Below are 13739 nucleotides of genomic sequence, written 5' to 3'. Positions count from 1 at the left end.
GTTCACCGCACGATCAACGGAGTCCCCCGAACGATCTGTTAACGCCGGGGTGGGCCGCATCGATGTCGAGTGCACCAGAGCAGACATTTTTCCGGCGGGTGGGCGTCAACCCGCCCGAACGCCCTTGGGGGGGCAGTGGACCATCGGGACTACGGCGATCACGCCGCGGTGCAGGACGCCGAGTGGCGTCGCCGCGTGCGGGAGTCAGCTCAGGCTGACGTGCGGGCGATGCTGCGCGCCACCCGCCGCCGCCGCGCCGAGCGGTGGCTGGTCACCGCCACCGTCCTGGTCGCCATCCTCGCCGTGCTGATGCTGCTGGTCGGCGTCGGCATGTTCGACCGCGCCCCGCGCGCCGCCGAGCCCGGCCCGACCGGGCCCAGCGGCGCGCTCACCCAGACCGTGGACGTCTCCGCGCCCTTCGCCAGGACCCCGGCCGCCACGTGGGCCGACGGCGTGGCGGGCGTCACCGTCCCGGCCCCCATGCAGGTGGGCGAGTTCTCCGCCGACGAGGTCGCCGCGGCGACCGGGCAGGTGCGGCAGGCCGTCATCGCCAGCAGGCTCGACCGCGCGATGCTGGTCAGGCACGACCCGAGCGCCTACCTGGCCCTGCTCGCCCCCGACTCGCGCAAGCAGCTGGAACCGCTGTTCGGCACGGGCCTGGAACCGCAGGCCCAGGCGCTGGTGAGCCTGATCGCCCCCGAGACCCCGCTGCTGTCGGCCGAGCCCAAGGTGACCGGCGGCATGACCGTCGAGGCGGGCGGTCCCGACGAGCTGGTCGTGCACACGAACTTCCTGTTCGCCTACGCCTTCGAGCCCGAGGACCCCTCGGCCATCACCGACCCGATGGACATCATCGTGGTGGTGCGCGCGGAGGTCGACTACGTGCTGCGCAAGGGCGAGCGCTGGGTCTCCAGCAGCCAGGGCCTCTGGTACGGCCACGTCGGCGGCTTCGGCTACTCCATCGCCTGCGACTGGTACAAGAAGGGCTTCCTGGCCCCGGCGTTCCGCGACCGCGCGCTCACCCGCGTGCCCACCCCGCGCCAGGACCGCGCCGCCTACTTCGACCCGAAGTCCGAGCTCCCGGCGGAGAGCGGCTGCCCGGCCTGAGCAGGCAGGACGACGGCCTGCAGGTGGGCGAACCCGAGGGCGGCGCGCAGGTCGCCGTCGAGGAACGCCTGGTCGGACACCACGACCGTGCGGCCCGCGGTGGGCTCGAAGACCAGCACCGAGCCGTCGTGGTGGCCGACGACGAGCACGTAGTGGCGCGGGACGACGGAGCCGACCAGCACCGGGACCGGGTCGCCCGCGTCCACGGCGGCCAGCACGTCGCGCAGCGCGCGGGACACGTCGCGCGGGTCGGTGTCGTCGACCAGGCGCCAGCGGTGCGGCACTCGCAGGTGGCGGGCCAGCCAGGACGCCATGCCCCGCGGTGAGGTGCCCGCGAACCGCGGGTACAGCCGGTTGGTCTCGCGGTGCACCGCGGCGCGGGCGCTCCGGAAGGCGGTCTCGAAGGCGTCGGTGGTCAGGGTCAGGGCGTAGCGGGGGTCGTACTCGGCGCGGGCGACGATCAGGCAGGTCGTGCCGCAGGTCGTCGGCTCGTACTGGCGGACGGCGGCGCCCAGGCGGGACTGCGTGCCGGGGGCGTGGCGGTCGACCAGGGTCAGCCGCTGCGCCAGCCAGGACGGGTCCCGGCCGCGGATGGCCTCGGCGAAGGCGTCGAGGCCATCCACCCCGCAGGCCAGCGCCTTGAGCAGCCACGCCCGCTCCACCGGTGACGCCGCCCCGGCCAGCAGGGCCTCCACGCCCGCGCGCCGCGCCGGGTCCAGCGCGGCGAGCCGGGCGCCCGCCTGGCGCAGGTGGCGCGCGCCGAGCACGCCGGAGTCGTACCCGCGGGCGGCGGCGCCCGCGAGGATGTCGGCCTCGGCGACCGGCAGGCCCGCGGCGACCCCGACCGCCACCCTGGCCCGCCCGGCGAGGTCGCCGCAGCGGCGGGCGAGCAGGTCGGCGGCGTTCAGGGCGGCGGTGTGCGCGGCGCGCCTGCCGCGGCCCCGGCTGCCCGCGTGCGCGGTCTGGGCCGCCGCCAAGGCGACGGCGTACTCCTCCAGCGCGGCGGCGGCGCTGGTGAGGACCGCCGGGGCCTGCCGGGCGGCGGGGACGGCCAGCGCCGCCGCGGCCGTCCGGTGCGCGGCGGCCAGCGCGCGGACCGCGGCCGGGTCGCCCACGGGGGCGCGGCGCAGCTCGCCGAGCATCCCGGGCAGGCGGCCCAGCCTGCGCAGGCGCAGCACCAGCGCCGTCAGCTGGGTCACCGCTCGGCCAGCTCGGCGTAGGCGGCCAGCTCATCCGCCCGGACGTGGCGCAGCCCGCCGAGCATCCCGGGCGGGCGGGCCAGCCCGCTCGGGCGCGGCGCCACCGGGGTCAACCAGGTCATCGCTCGGCCAGCTCGGCGTAGGCGGCCAGCTCGTCGGCCCAGGCTCGGCGCATTCGCTCGTGGGCTTCCGCCGCTGGTCCGAGGGCGGTCGCGTCGCTGGTGGCGGTGGCCCAGGTGGTGGCGGCCTCGCGCAGCGGTTGGGTATCGGCCACGGTGTCCTCCTCGCGTCGGACTCGATGGTGCCGCAGGATGGACCCATGGTGCGTGAGGCTCCCGACGCGGATGTCACCGAGGACGACCTGGCCACGGGCAAGCCCAAGACCTACGCGGCCGGCCTGCCCGGCGTGGCGGCGACGCTCAAGCACGGCGTCGAGCAGATGGGACTGGTCCGCACCGCGCGGACGCTGCGGCTGATCAACCAGCGCGAGGGGTTCGACTGCCCCGGCTGCGCGTGGCCCGAGGGGCAGGGCAAGCACCGCAAGGGCGTCGAGTTCTGCGAGAACGGCGCCAAGGCCGTCGCCGAGGAGGCGACCAGGCGCCGGGTCGGGCCGGAGTTCTTCGCCGAGCACCCGGTGGCCGACCTCGCCCGGCGCAGCGACTACTGGCTGGGCCAGCAGGGCAGGCTGACCCACCCGGTGGTCCTCAGGCCCGGGGCCGCCCACTACGAACCCATCGAGTGGGACGACGCGTTCGCCCTCATCGCCGAGCACCTGCGCGCGCTGTCCACTCCGGACGAGGCGGTGTTCTACACCTCCGGGCGCACCAGCAACGAGGCCGCGTTCCTCTACCAGCTGCTCGTGCGGTCCTTCGGCACCAACAACCTGCCCGACTGCAGCAACATGTGCCACGAGTCCTCCGGCGCCGCGCTCGCCCAGACCACCGGGATCGGCAAGGGCTCGGTCACCCTGGCCGACCTCGAACAGGCCGACCTGATCGTCGTGGTCGGGCAGAACCCGGGCACCAACCACCCGAGGATGCTCTCGGCGCTGGAGGCCGCCAAGGGCAACGGCGCGAAGATCATCGCGGTGAACCCGCTGCCGGAGGCCGGGCTGCTGCGGTTCAAGAACCCGCAGAACCCCCGCGGCCTGGTCGGCAAGGGCACCGCGCTGGCGGACGTGTTCTGCCAGATCCGCCTCGGCGGCGACCAGGCCCTGTTCCAGGCGATCGGCAACCTGCTGCTGCGCTGGGAGGACGCGCGCCCCGGCACGATCGTCGACACCGACTTCATCGAGCGCTGCGCGGAGGGCTTCGAGCGCTACGCCGAGCACGTGCGCGAGCTGGACTGGCCGTCGGTGTCCGCCGCGACCGGCCTGCCGCACGAGCAGATCGAGCAGGTCGCCCGGATGGTCGCCGACGCCGACCGGGTGATCGTGTGCTGGGCGATGGGCCTGACCCAGCACAAGCACGCGGTGGCCACGATCCGCGAGATCGCCAACGTCGTGCTGCTGCGCGGGATGATCGGCAAGCCCGGGGCGGGCCTGTGCCCGGTGCGCGGGCACTCCAACGTCCAGGGCGACCGGACCATGGGCATCTGGGAGAAGATGCCCGAGGAGTTCCTGGCCGCGCTGGACGGCGAGTTCGGGATCTCCGCGCCGCGCGCGCCCGGCCACGACACCGTCGGGGCGATCAGGGCGATGCGCGACGGGCGGGCGTCGGTGTTCATGGCCGTGGGCGGCAACTTCGCCGCGGCCACCCCCGACACCGCGGTCACCGAGGCCGCGCTGCGCCGCTGCGCGCTGACCGTGCAGGTCTCGACCAAGCTCAACCGCTCGCACGTCGTGCCCGGCCGGACCGCGCTGATCCTGCCCACCCTGGGCCGCACCGAACGCGACACCCAGGCCGCAGGCGAGCAGTTCGTCACCGTCGAGGACTCGATGTCGGTGGTGCACCGCTCGCGCGGGCGGCTGGAGCCCGCGAGCCCGGCGCTGCTCTCGGAGGTCGCCATCGTCTGCGGGCTGGCGGGCGCGCTGCTCGGGCCCGGCCACCCGGTGCCGTGGGCGTCGTTGCGCACCGACTACGACCTCGTCCGCGAGCGCATCGCCCGGGTCGTGCCCGGCTGCGAGGGCTACAACGCCCGGGTGCGCCAGCCCGACGGGTTCGTCCTGCCGCACGCCCCGCGCGACGCGCGCGAGTTCCGGGGGACGGCGAGCGGGAAGGCGCTGTTCACCGCCAACGAGCTGACCGTGCTCACGGTCCCGCCGGGGCGGCTGCTGCTGCAGACCCTGCGCAGCCACGACCAGTACAACACCACGATCTACGGCATGGACGACCGCTACCGGGGCATCAAGGACGGGCGCAGGGTGGTGTTCGTCAACCCGGACGACCTCGCCGACCTGGGCATCCCGAACGAGACGGTGGTGGACCTGGTCAGCGAGTGGGAGGACGGGGAGCGGCGCGCCGAGCGGTTCCGGGTGGTCGCCTACCCCACCGCGCGCGGGTGCGCGGCGGCGTACTTCCCGGAGGCCAACTCCCTGGTCCCGCTGGACTCGGTGGCCGAGACCTCGGGGACGCCGACGTCGAAGTCGCTGGTGGTCCGGCTGGAGCCGGTTTCCTGAGCCGCGCCGATGTGAGGGTCTGCCAATGTGATGGGCAGCCCAGGCGTTGCGGGCATCTCCGCGAGACTGGGAGCGTTGCACCCGGTACCGATCGACCACGGAGGAGCCCGATGAGCGCGCCCACCACGCTGACCATGTACTCGACCACCTGGTGCGGCTACTGCCGCAGGCTCAAGACCCTGCTCGACCGGGAGGGCATCGAGTTCGTGGAGGTCGACATCGAGCGGGAGCCCGCCGCGGCCGACTTCGTGATGACCGTCAACGGCGGCAACCAGACCGTGCCGACCCTGCACTTCCCCAACGGCAAGGCGCTGACCAACCCGAGCCTGGCCGACGTGAAGAAGGCGCTCGCCTCCTAGGGCCTGTCCTAGGCCGTGTTCCGCTGTGACCCGTGCCGCCGTCCCCCGGGCGGCGGCGCGGCCAGCACGGCCATCGCCGCGTTGTGCCCGCCGATGCCGCTCACCCCGCCGCCGCGCAGCGCCCCCGCGCCGCACACGTGGAGGTTGGCCACGTCGGTCTCCACGCCCCAGCCCTCCCCCCACGGCCACGACAGGTCCCCGTGGAAGATGTTGCCCCCGGGCATCGCGAGGTCGGCCTCGATGTCCACGGGCGTGCGCGCCTCCACGCACGGCTGCCCGTCGGCGTCGAGCGCCACGCAGCCCAGCAGCGGCTCGGCGAGGTGCCGGTCGAAACCGGCGGTGAACCGGTCGACCAGCTCCGCGCAGACGCCCCGGTTGTCGCCGTCGAACAGCGCCGTGGGCAGGTGCAGGCCGAACAGCGTCAGCGTGTGCCGGTCACCGTCCACGATCGAGGGGTCGGTCAGCGTGTGGCAGTAGGTCTCCCCCGGCGGGCGCTCGGGCAGCCCGCCCGCCGCGGCCGTCCAGAACGCCCGCTCCAGCTCCTCCAGCGACTCGTCCAGGTGGAAGGTCCCCGCGAACGCCACCCGGGGGTCGACGCCGGAGCGCAGCCGGGGCAGCCGGTCGAGCAGGACGTTCACCTTGAGCTGCGCGCCCACCGGAGCGGCCTCCGCCTGCCGCCCGCGCAGGCGGTCCAGCACCGCGGGGGCGACGTTGGCCAGCACGTGCCGCGCGCCGACGACGTGCTCGGTGTCGCCGTGGCGGTACACCACCTCGGCGGCGTCGCCGTCGGCGTCCACGCGCAGCACCTCGGCGTCGGTCAGCACGTCCGCGCCCGCCGACCGCGCGGCGCGCAGCAGCTCGCCGGTCACCGAGCCCATGCCGCCCACCGGGACCCGCCACTCCCCCGTGCCGTTGCCGACCACGTGGTAGAGGAAGCAGCGGTTCGCCGCGAGACCGGCGTCGAACAGCGAGGTGAAGGTGCCGATCAGGCCGTCGGTGGCGACCACGCCGCGCACCACGTCGTCGGTGAAGGTCTCGGCGATCGTCTCGCCGAGGGGCTGCTCGACGAAGCGGGCCCAGGTGGCGTCACCCACCAGTGAGCGCACCTCGGCGCGGCTGGGCAGCGGCTCCAGCAGGGTGGGCGCAATCGCTTTCGCCAGGGTGTCGACCTCGGCGTAGAACTCCCGCCAGCGGGTGTACTCGGCGTCGGAGCCGGTCAGCTCGCGGAAGGACGCCTCGGTGGCCGGGCCGGGGTCGCGCTCGACGAGCAGGCCGCCGGGGCGGCCGTCGCGGACCACCGGGGTGTAGGAGGCGACCGGGCGCGAGCGCAGGTCGAGGCGCAGCCCGAGGTCGGCGACGATCCGGTCGGGCAGCAGGCTGACCAGGTAGGAGTACCGCGACAGCCGCACGCCGGGGAACGGGCTCGCGCTCACCGCCGCGCCCCCGGTGTGCGGCAGGCGCTCCAGGACCAGCACGGAATGGCCCGCCCTGGCCAGGTACGCGGCGGCCACCAGGCCGTTGTGGCCGCCCCCAACAACCACGCTGTCGTAGGTCACCCGCTGACTTTAGGGGTGCGGACCCTACGTGCGCAGGTAGGAAGCCCCGTTGAGGTCCAACACTGCCCCTGACGCCCACAGGGCCTCGCGCGAGGCCAGGTAGACCACCGCGGAGGCGACCTCGCCGGGGGTGGCCACCCGGTCGAACGGGCTCTGCGCGGAGATCGTCTGCCCGGATGCGCCCTCCAGGCGGCCCGCGACCCGGCCGGTGCGCACGAAACCGGGCGCCACCGAGGTCACCGCGATGCCGTGCGGGCCCAGTGCCACCGCGAGGGACTGCCCCATCGAGTGCAGGGCGGCCTTGCTCGCGCCGTACGCCGGGTGGTCCGGCTCGCCGCGGAAGGCCCCGCGCGAGCCGATGTTGACGATCCGCCCGCCCGTGCCCTGCTCGATCATCCTGGCCGCCACGAGGTAGGCCAGGTTGGCCGTGCCGAGGACGTTCACCGCGAAGGTCTCCCGCCACGCCTCGCGCCAGTCCTGATAGGACGTCGCGGCGGGCGGGTGCGCCGGGTACTGCACGGCGGCGTTGTTGACCAGCACGTCGATGCCGCCCAGGGCGTCCACTGTGTCCACCACCAGGTTGGCGGTCTCCTTGGGGTCGGCGAGATCGGCCCCGATGACGGTGTGCCCGTCGCCCGGCAGGTCCTCGGCCAGGCGCTGCGCGCGGTCCTGGGCGGAGGAGTAGTGCACGGCGACGGCGTCGCCGAGGGCGGCGAAGGCGTGGGCGATGGCGGCGCCGATGTCCCCGGACGCGCCGGTGACCAGTACCCGGCGGCGCGGCAGCGATCCGCCGGGGGCGGGGGCTGAGTTGTCCATGCCCTCAGCTTGCCGGCTCGGCGGTATGACCCGATTGGTATGTACCAATACCGGTGATCGGCCTCCTACCGTCGACAGGAGGTCCCACCCTGCACGCCCTCGAGGAGAGAGCGGAAAATGAATCGGAAGCACATCGCCGCCGCCACAGCGGCAGTCACGGCGGCGGGCCTGGCCACGGCCTTGGCCCTCACGCCGTCAGCGACCGCGGGGCAGACCCCCACCGCGGACGAGACCCAGTCATCGATCCTGGCCGCCCTGTCCCGCGACCTGCGGATCACCCCCGACCAGGCCAAGCGCAGGCTCGCCACCGAGCACGCCGCCGCGCGCACCGACAGCGCCCTCAGGGCCCGGCTCGGCGGTGCCTACGGCGGGGCGTGGATGGATGCCTCCGGCACCACCCTGACCGTCGCGGTCACCGACGCGGCCCAGGCCGACGCCGTGCGCGGGCTCGGCGCGGTCCCCACGACCGTGGCCCGCAGCCAGGCGCAGCTCGACAGCGCCAAGGGCCTGCTCGACGCCCGAGCCGCCGCGGCGCCCAAGACCGTGCCCGGCTGGTTCGTCGACGTCACCACCAACACCGTCGTCGTGCTGACCAAGGCGGGCGGCGAGTCCGCCGCCAAGGCGTGGGCGGGCAAGGCGGGTCTGCGCGGCGCGGCCGTGCGCTTCCAGACCAGCACCGAGAGCCCGCGCACGGTGATCGACGTCATCGGCGGCAACGCCTACAACTTCGGCGGCGGGCGCTGCTCCGTCGGCTTCTCCGTGCAGGGCGGGTTCGTCACCGCGGGCCACTGCGGCACCACCGGCACCCGGACCTCCAACCCGAGCGGCGTCGTGGCGGGCTCCAGCTTCCCCGGCAACGACTACGGGTGGGTCCGCGTCGACACGGGCAACACCCCGCGGGCGCTGGTCAACCGCTACCCGGGCACCGTCCCGGTCGCAGGCTCGCAGGAGGCCCCGGTCGGCGCGTCGGTCTGCCGCTCCGGCTCCACCACGGGCTGGCGCTGCGGCACCATCCAGCAGAAGAACTCGACGGTCAACTACCCGCAGGGCTCCGTCACCGGCCTCACCCGCACCAGCGCGTGCGCCGAGCCCGGCGACTCCGGCGGCTCGTGGCTGGCGGGCGACCAGGCCCAGGGCGTGACCTCGGGCGGCTCGGGCAACTGCAGCTCCGGCGGCACGTTCTACTTCCAGCCGCTGCTGGAGATCCTGCAGGTCTACAACCTGCGCCTGGTGACGACCGGTACGCCGCCGACCAGCACCACGCGGCCGACCGACCCGACCACGACCACCTCCACCCCGCCCGGTGGCGGCACGTGGGCGGCGTACACCCACTACGCGGTGGGCGCCCAGGTGACCTACGGCGGCAGCGCGTACCGGGCCCTGCAGGCGCACACGGCCATGCCCGGCTGGGAGCCGCCGAACACCCCCGCCCTCTGGCAGCGCGTCTAGCTGCCCTTCCCCGGGACCGGGCGCCACGCAGGGGTGCCCGGTCCCCCCGCCGCCCCCGACGAGACGCAGGCGTCGGGGGCGGCGTCATGTCCGCGGCCCGGACGGCGGCGGTATGTCCGATTGGTATGTACCAATGTTCGAGATTGGTCCATACCTTTAAGGCGTCCCCCTGCATGCTCGAAGGAGAGCGGACATGAAACGCAAACTGGTAGCCGCCGCCACCGCGGCAGTCACGGCCGCGGGCCTGGCCACCGCCCTGACCCTCACGCCGAGCGCCACCGCCAGGTCCAGCGCCGAGGACACCGGCATGATCACGGCGATGGCCCGAGACCTCAAGATCACCCCCGACCAGGCACGCGCGCGCCTGGCGACCGAGAAGACCGCCGCCCGCACCGACAGCGCCCTCAAGGCGAGCCTCGGTCCCGGCTACGCGGGCGCCTGGCTCGACAGCACCGGCACCACGCTCACCGTCGCGGTGACCGACCCCGCGCTCGCGGCGGCGGTCCGCGGCCACGGCGCGGTGGCCAAGACCGTCACCCACAGCGCGTCCCAATTGGACGCCGCCAAGGCGCTGCTCGACGCCAAGTCCGCCGCCGCCCCCAAGGCCGTGCCCGGCTGGTACGTCGACGTCATGGCCAACAAGGTCGTCGTGCTCGCCAAGTCCGGCGGCGAGCCCGCGGCCAAGGCGTGGGCGGCCAAGGCCGGTCTGCGCGGCGGCATCGTCGGTTTCGAGGCCAGCACCGAGAGCCCGCGGGCGATGATCGACATCATCGGCGGCAACGCCTACACCTTCGGCTCCGGGCGCTGCTCCATCGGCTTCGCCGTCGAGGGCGGCTTCGTCACCGCGGGCCACTGTGGACGGACGGGCACGGCGACGCAGAACCCGAGCGGCACCGTGGCCGGGTCCAGCTTCCCCGGCAACGACTACGCCTGGGTGCGCACCGCCGCGGGCAACACCCCGCGCGCGCTGGTCAACCGCTACCCCGGCACCGTCCCGGTCGCCGGTTCGCAGGAGGCCCCGGTCAACTCCTCGGTCTGCCGCTCCGGCTCGACCACCGGCTGGCGCTGCGGCACCATCCTGCAGAAGAACACCTCGGTCACCTACCCCGAGGGCACCATCACCGGCCTGACCCGCACCAACGCCTGCGCCGAGCCCGGCGACTCCGGCGGCTCGTGGATCACCGGCGACCAGGCCCAGGGCGTGACCTCCGGCGGGTCGGGCAACTGCCAGAGCGGCGGCACCATCTACTTCCAGCCCCTGCTGGAGATCCTGCAGGTCTACAACCTGCGCCTGGTGACCAGCGGCCCGCCCACCAGCACCACCCGACCGACCACGACCACCCGGCCGACCGACCCGACCACCACCACGCCGGTCCCGCCCGGCGGCACCTGGGCGCCGTACACCTACTACGGCTCCGGCGCGACCGTCACCTACGGCGGCTCGTCCTACCGCGTCATCCAGCCGCACACGTCCATGCCCGGCTGGGAGCCGCCCAACACCCCCGCCCTCTGGCAGCGCGTCTAGCCACGCCACACCCGCCGCCCCCGACGAACGCACGCGTCGGGGGCGGCGCCTCTTTCCGTAGGCTGAACCCCATGGGACGGGTGACAGTGCGGCGGCCGGTGCTGCGGGTGACCGCCGAAGGCCGCACCCGGGTCTCCGACGCGCTGGCCGCCGAGGAACCCCTGGAGCTGCGCGTCGGCGGGCGGGCGCTCGCGGTCACGATGCGCACCCCCGGCCACGACGTGGAACTGGCGCACGGGTTCCTGCTCACCGAGGGCGTCATCGCCGACCGGGCCGACATCGCGCTGGCCCGCTACTGCGACGGCGTGGACGCCGAGGGCCGCAACACCTACAACGTGCTCGACCTCGCCCTCGCCCCCGGCGTCGCGCCGCCGGACCCCGGGGTCGAGCGCAACTTCTACACCACCTCGTCCTGCGGCGTCTGCGGCAAGGCCGCGCTGGACGCGGTGCGGCTGCGCACCCGCCACTCCCCGGCCGCCGACACCACCGCCGTGCCCGTGGGCGTGCTCACCGCGCTGCCCGACGCGCTGCGCGAGGGCCAGAAGGTGTTCGCCGCGACCGGCGGCCTGCACGCGGCGGGGCTGTTCACCGCCACCGGGCAGGCCCTGGCGGTGCGCGAGGACGTCGGCAGGCACAACGCCGTGGACAAGGTGCTGGGCTGGGCGCTGATGCGCGAGCTGGTGCCGCTGGCCGGGACCGTGCTGATGGTCTCCGGGCGGGCGTCCTTCGAGCTGGTGCAGAAGGCGGCGATGGCGGGCGTGCCGGTGCTGGCCGCGGTGTCGGCGCCCTCGTCGCTGGCCGTGGAACTGGCCGAGGAGCAGGGCATCACCCTCATCGGCTTCCTGCGCGGGACGTCGATGAACGTCTACACCGGCGCGGAGCGCGTCGCGTGAGACCGCTCGACGGGATCCTGGTGGTCAGCCTCGAGCAGGCCGTCGCCGTGCCCTACGCGACCCGCCTGCTGGCCGACCTCGGCGCCCGGGTCATCAAGATCGAGCGGCCGGGCGGCGGCGACTTCGCCCGCCACTACGACCCGGCGTGCGGCGAGGTGTCGAGCTACTTCGCCTGGACCAACGTCGGCAAGGAGTCGCTCACCCTCGACCTCAAGCACGACCTCGGCGCCGCCGTCCTCGCCGACCTGCTCGCCCGCGCCGACGTGGTGGCCTGCAACCTCTCCCCCGGCGCCGCGCGCAGGCTCGGGGTGGACGCGGACACGCTGCGCTCGGGGCGCCCGGACCTGGTCGTGGCCGAGCTGTCCTCCTACGGCGAGGGCGGCCCGTACCGCGACCGCAAGGCGTTCGACGCGCTCATCCAGTCCGAGACCGGGCTGATCGCGGCGACCGGGACCGGCCAGGACACCGCCCGCGCGGGCATCTCCGTGGCCGACATCGCCGCCGGGGTCCAGCTGCACGCGGGCATCCTGGCCGCCCTGCTGCGCAAGGGCCGCACCGGCGAGGGCGCCACGCTGCGCCTGACCCTGATGGAGGCGCTGGCCGAGTGGATGCACCAGCCGGTCCTCTACGCCCTGGGCACCGGCCGCGACCCGCAGCGCGCGGGCGCCCACCACCCGACCATCGCCCCGTACGGCCCGTTCACCTGCGCGGGCGGCGGCACGGTCCACCTGGCCGTGCAGAACGACGGGCAGTGGCGGCGGCTGTGCGGGGTCGCCGGGCGCGCGGACCTGGCCGAGCACCCGGACTACCGGAGCGTCGCCGACCGGGTCGCGCACCGGGGCGCCCTGCACGCCGAGCTCCAGCCGTACTTCGACACCGTCGACGCCGAGACCCTGCTGTCCGCCCTGGACGCCGCCGACGTGCCCGCCGCCCGGACCCGGGGCGTCGCCGAGCTGGCCGAGCACCCCCAGCTCACCGCCCGCGACCGCTGGCGCGCCGTCGCCGTGCCCGGCGGCGCCGTGCCCATGCTGCGCCCGCCCGTCGACGCCGACACCTGGGACTGGACCCCCGCCGCGGTCCCGGCCACCGGCGAGCACACCGACGCCGTCCTCACCTGGCTCGGCTGGTCCCCGGACGACCTGCGGGCCCGCGGCGTCGTCTAGACCGCGTTCCCCGGTGTGGTGCGCCGGACCGGCGCGGCCATGTTCAGCTCCACACCGGAAACACGACCAAGGAAACACTTTCGGGCTAACCCCCGATGTGGTGAAAGGACGCGCGCACCGCCGGCCACCTGGAAACCCTGTGGCAGGAGGGGCCATGCTGAGCAGGCGTTCACTGCTGCTGACCGGGGCGGCCGCCGTCGCGGGCACCGCGGCGGCCATCGCCACCGGCACCCTGCCCCAGGCCGCCCTGTTCGCCCGCACGATCGGCGCGGCGGGCCAGCGGGTGCCCAAGCCGGTCGTCCGCACCGAGCGCCTGCGGTCGGCGGCCCGCGGGCGCGAGGTCGCGATGGTGACGATCCTGCCGACCGAGCTGCCCACCAAGAACCTGCCGGTCTGCCTGTTCCTGCACGGCCGCCGCGGCGACGCGGCCACGGCCTTCCCGGGGCGGCTCGCCGAGCACCTGGTGAGCCTGGTGGCCCACGAGGCGATCCCGCCGTTCGCGTTCGTCTCCGTCGACGGCGGGGACAACTACTGGCACGAGAGCACCCCCGGCGACGACCCGATGGCGATGCTGCTCGACGAGGTCCCCCGGTGGCTCGCGGCGCGGCACCTCGGCGCGCCCTTCGCCTGCGCGGGCATCTCCATGGGCGGGTTCGGCGCGCTCGTCTACGCCCGGCGCCGGTGCGAGCGGAAGGCGCCGCTGCGCGCCGTCGCCACCATCGCCCCCGCCCTCATCACGAACTGGCCGGAGATGGACAAGCGCGGCATCTTCGCGGGCGAGCGGGAATGGGCCGCCCTGGACCCGCTGCGGCACATCCCCGCCCTGGAGCGGACCCCGGTGGGCATCTGGTGCGGCACCGAGGACATGTTCATCGACGGCGCGCGGCTGTTCATCGAGCAGGCGAACCCCGCGGTCGCGTACACCGGCCCCGGCGAACACGGGGGCGGGTTCTTCGACCGCGTGGTCCCTGACGTCCTGACCTGGCTCGGTGACCAGGTCTGAGCCGGCAGATCTGAGCAGGCAGATCTGGGCTGGCCGATCTAGACCAGCAGGT

The 13739-nt window shown here is 74.5% G+C and carries 13 protein-coding genes; 8 read left to right on the top strand and 5 right to left on the bottom strand.

The features are described from left to right. Positions 1-135: 135 nt before the first annotated feature. Complete coding sequence (locus ACTG9Q_RS20165; RefSeq protein WP_455574369.1) at positions 136-1107, top strand: hypothetical protein; 972 nt, start codon at positions 136-138, stop codon at positions 1105-1107. Here ACTG9Q_RS20165 and ACTG9Q_RS20160 read toward each other — a convergent pair. The 3 genes from ACTG9Q_RS20160 to ACTG9Q_RS20150 are packed head-to-tail and all read right to left on the bottom strand — an operon-like array spanning position 1056 to position 2580. Next, positions 1056-2306, bottom strand: coding sequence for a hypothetical protein (locus tag ACTG9Q_RS20160; RefSeq protein ID WP_455574368.1), 1251 nt, complete (start codon positions 2304-2306; stop codon positions 1056-1058). The two genes, ACTG9Q_RS20165 and ACTG9Q_RS20160, sit on opposite strands and share 52 nt — an antisense overlap. Next, positions 2303-2428, bottom strand: coding sequence for a hypothetical protein (locus ACTG9Q_RS20155; protein WP_455574367.1), 126 nt, complete (start codon positions 2426-2428; stop codon positions 2303-2305). The genes ACTG9Q_RS20160 and ACTG9Q_RS20155 overlap by 4 nt, the downstream gene beginning before the upstream one ends. Beyond that, positions 2425-2580, bottom strand: a complete 156-nt coding sequence (locus tag ACTG9Q_RS20150) for a hypothetical protein (RefSeq protein ID WP_455574366.1) — start codon at positions 2578-2580, stop codon at positions 2425-2427. The genes ACTG9Q_RS20155 and ACTG9Q_RS20150 overlap by 4 nt, the downstream gene beginning before the upstream one ends. Positions 2581-2625: 45 nt before the next feature. Between ACTG9Q_RS20150 and ACTG9Q_RS20145 the strand changes: the two genes are divergently transcribed. After that, positions 2626-4923: an FdhF/YdeP family oxidoreductase gene (locus tag ACTG9Q_RS20145; protein WP_455574365.1), complete on the top strand. Its 2298-nt coding sequence runs from the start codon at positions 2626-2628 to the stop codon at positions 4921-4923. A gap of 110 nt (positions 4924-5033) precedes the next feature. Next, the gene (locus ACTG9Q_RS20140) at positions 5034-5282 is read left to right on the top strand and encodes a mycoredoxin (RefSeq protein WP_455574364.1); all 249 of its coding nucleotides are present in this window, start codon (positions 5034-5036) and stop codon (positions 5280-5282) included. A gap of 8 nt (positions 5283-5290) precedes the next feature. Here ACTG9Q_RS20140 and ACTG9Q_RS20135 read toward each other — a convergent pair whose 3' ends face one another. Next, entirely contained in the window at positions 5291-6838 is a 1548-nt protein-coding gene (locus tag ACTG9Q_RS20135; RefSeq protein ID WP_455574363.1) for a phytoene desaturase family protein, read from the bottom strand. Positions 6839-6862: 24 nt separating this feature from the next. Further along, positions 6863-7654: an SDR family NAD(P)-dependent oxidoreductase gene (locus tag ACTG9Q_RS20130; protein WP_455574362.1), complete on the bottom strand. Its 792-nt coding sequence runs from the start codon at positions 7652-7654 to the stop codon at positions 6863-6865. A 117-nt stretch (positions 7655-7771) separates the two neighbouring features. On the opposite strand from ACTG9Q_RS20130, the gene ACTG9Q_RS20125 reads away from it, so the two are divergent. The 5 genes from ACTG9Q_RS20125 (at position 7772) to ACTG9Q_RS20105 (ending at position 13687) form a co-directional block, all read left to right on the top strand. Then, the gene (locus ACTG9Q_RS20125; protein WP_455574361.1) at positions 7772-9103 is read left to right on the top strand and encodes an alpha-lytic protease prodomain-containing protein; all 1332 of its coding nucleotides are present in this window, start codon (positions 7772-7774) and stop codon (positions 9101-9103) included. 193 nt (positions 9104-9296) lie between these two features. Then, positions 9297-10628: an alpha-lytic protease prodomain-containing protein gene (locus tag ACTG9Q_RS20120; RefSeq protein WP_455574360.1), complete on the top strand. Its 1332-nt coding sequence runs from the start codon at positions 9297-9299 to the stop codon at positions 10626-10628. 71 nt (positions 10629-10699) lie between these two features. Further along, on the top strand, positions 10700-11521 hold the full coding sequence (gene fdhD / locus ACTG9Q_RS20115; RefSeq protein ID WP_455574359.1) for a formate dehydrogenase accessory sulfurtransferase FdhD: 822 nt from the start codon (positions 10700-10702) through the stop codon (positions 11519-11521). Beyond that, positions 11518-12684 (top strand): CaiB/BaiF CoA transferase family protein, encoded by a 1167-nt coding sequence (locus ACTG9Q_RS20110; protein ID WP_455574358.1) that lies wholly within the window; start codon positions 11518-11520, stop codon positions 12682-12684. The genes fdhD and ACTG9Q_RS20110 overlap by 4 nt, the downstream gene beginning before the upstream one ends. Positions 12685-12838: 154 nt before the next feature. Then, positions 12839-13687, top strand: coding sequence for an alpha/beta hydrolase (locus tag ACTG9Q_RS20105; RefSeq protein ID WP_455574357.1), 849 nt, complete (start codon positions 12839-12841; stop codon positions 13685-13687). The last annotated feature ends 52 nt before the right edge of the window (positions 13688-13739 follow it).

Source organism: Actinokineospora lacus (assembly GCF_053813445.1).
This window is presented reverse-complemented; position numbering and strand designations above follow the sequence as displayed.

Coding starts and splice junctions, on each gene's coding strand:
- ACTG9Q_RS20155 (WP_455574367.1), bottom strand. CDS start 2,428: ATGACCTGGTTGACCCCGGTGGCGCCGCGCCCGAGCGGGCTGGCCCGC.
- ACTG9Q_RS20145 (WP_455574365.1), top strand. CDS start 2,626: ATGGTGCGTGAGGCTCCCGACGCGGATGTCACCGAGGACGACCTGGCC.
- ACTG9Q_RS20140 (WP_455574364.1), top strand. CDS start 5,034: ATGAGCGCGCCCACCACGCTGACCATGTACTCGACCACCTGGTGCGGC.
- ACTG9Q_RS20130 (WP_455574362.1), bottom strand. CDS start 7,654: ATGGACAACTCAGCCCCCGCCCCCGGCGGATCGCTGCCGCGCCGCCGG.
- ACTG9Q_RS20125 (WP_455574361.1), top strand. CDS start 7,772: ATGAATCGGAAGCACATCGCCGCCGCCACAGCGGCAGTCACGGCGGCG.
- ACTG9Q_RS20120 (WP_455574360.1), top strand. CDS start 9,297: ATGAAACGCAAACTGGTAGCCGCCGCCACCGCGGCAGTCACGGCCGCG.
- fdhD (WP_455574359.1), top strand. CDS start 10,700: ATGGGACGGGTGACAGTGCGGCGGCCGGTGCTGCGGGTGACCGCCGAA.
- ACTG9Q_RS20105 (WP_455574357.1), top strand. CDS start 12,839: ATGCTGAGCAGGCGTTCACTGCTGCTGACCGGGGCGGCCGCCGTCGCG.